This is a genomic window from Streptomyces albidochromogenes (assembly GCF_005981925.1).
Classification (GTDB): Bacteria; Actinomycetota; Actinomycetes; order Streptomycetales; family Streptomycetaceae; genus Streptomyces; species Streptomyces albidochromogenes.
Window position 1 is genome coordinate 1 of sequence record NZ_VBVX01000661.1, and the last position, 969, is coordinate 969.

Annotated in this window: 1 protein-coding gene; it reads left to right on the forward strand. The window is 78.0% G+C overall.

The annotated features are described in order from the left end of the window. Positions 1 to 816, forward strand: an 816-nt coding sequence (locus E2E34_RS34630) for a carbohydrate kinase family protein (protein ID WP_138905759.1), incomplete at its 5' end; no start/stop codon positions are given. Positions 817 to 969 lie beyond the last annotated feature (153 nt).

Genomic DNA, 969 nt, shown 5'->3' on the forward strand with positions numbered 1-969 from the left:
ACCGACACCGCGGCGCGGATCCGGACGCTGCCGGGTGGGGCGGGGGCCAACGCGGCGTGCTGGGCGGCGTACACGGGACTGGCGGACGTACGGCTCCTGGCGCGTGTGGGTGTGGACGCGGGTGCCTGGCACGAGCGGTACCTGCGGCGGGCGGGCGTGCGTCCGCAGATCGTGCTCGACGGGGAGGCGGCGACAGCGACCGTGATCTCCCTGGTCGACGCCGCCGCCGAGCGTACGTTCCTGACCGACAGCGGCGCCGCCCTGCGGCTCTCCCCCGGCGACTGGTCCTCCGCCCTGCTGGACGGCGTCGGCCATCTGCACCTGTCCGGTTACCTGTTCTTCGCCGACGCGAGCCGGGAGACGGCCGGGCTGGCCGCACGTGCCGCCCGGGAACGGGGGGTGACGGTGAGCGTGGACCCGGCGTCGGCGGGGTTCATCGACGGGCTGGGGGTGGACCGCTTCCTGGCGGCGGTGGCCGGGGCGGACGTGCTGCTGCCCAATGAGGACGAGGCCCGGCTGCTCACCGGGCTGCCGGACGCCGGGGACGCCGCGGCCAAGTTGAGCCGGCAGTTTCCCCTGGTCGCCGTCACCCTGGGCTCGGGAGGAGCGCTGCTCGCGGCCGACGGGGAGGTGCGCCACCGCGTTCCGGCCGTACCGGCCGAGGCGGTGGACACGACAGGGGCGGGCGACGCGTTCGCGGGCGGCTTCCTCGCGGCGCGCCTCGGCGGTGCGGACGAGGCGCGGGCGCTGGCAGCCGGGTGCGCGGCGGGGGCACGTGCGGTGGCCCTGGTCGGCGGGCGGCCACCCCTTCCGTGAGCGGACACGGGGCTCGGGCGGTCCTCGTCGCGGGGCACCTGGATGGCCCCGGCGGGACTGCCCTGGCCGGCCGGGTCGCGGACGCGGACGCGCCGAGGAGGCGGGCGGGGCGGGGCCGTGCCTCGCAGAGAGCGGGGGCGGACGGTGCGGAGC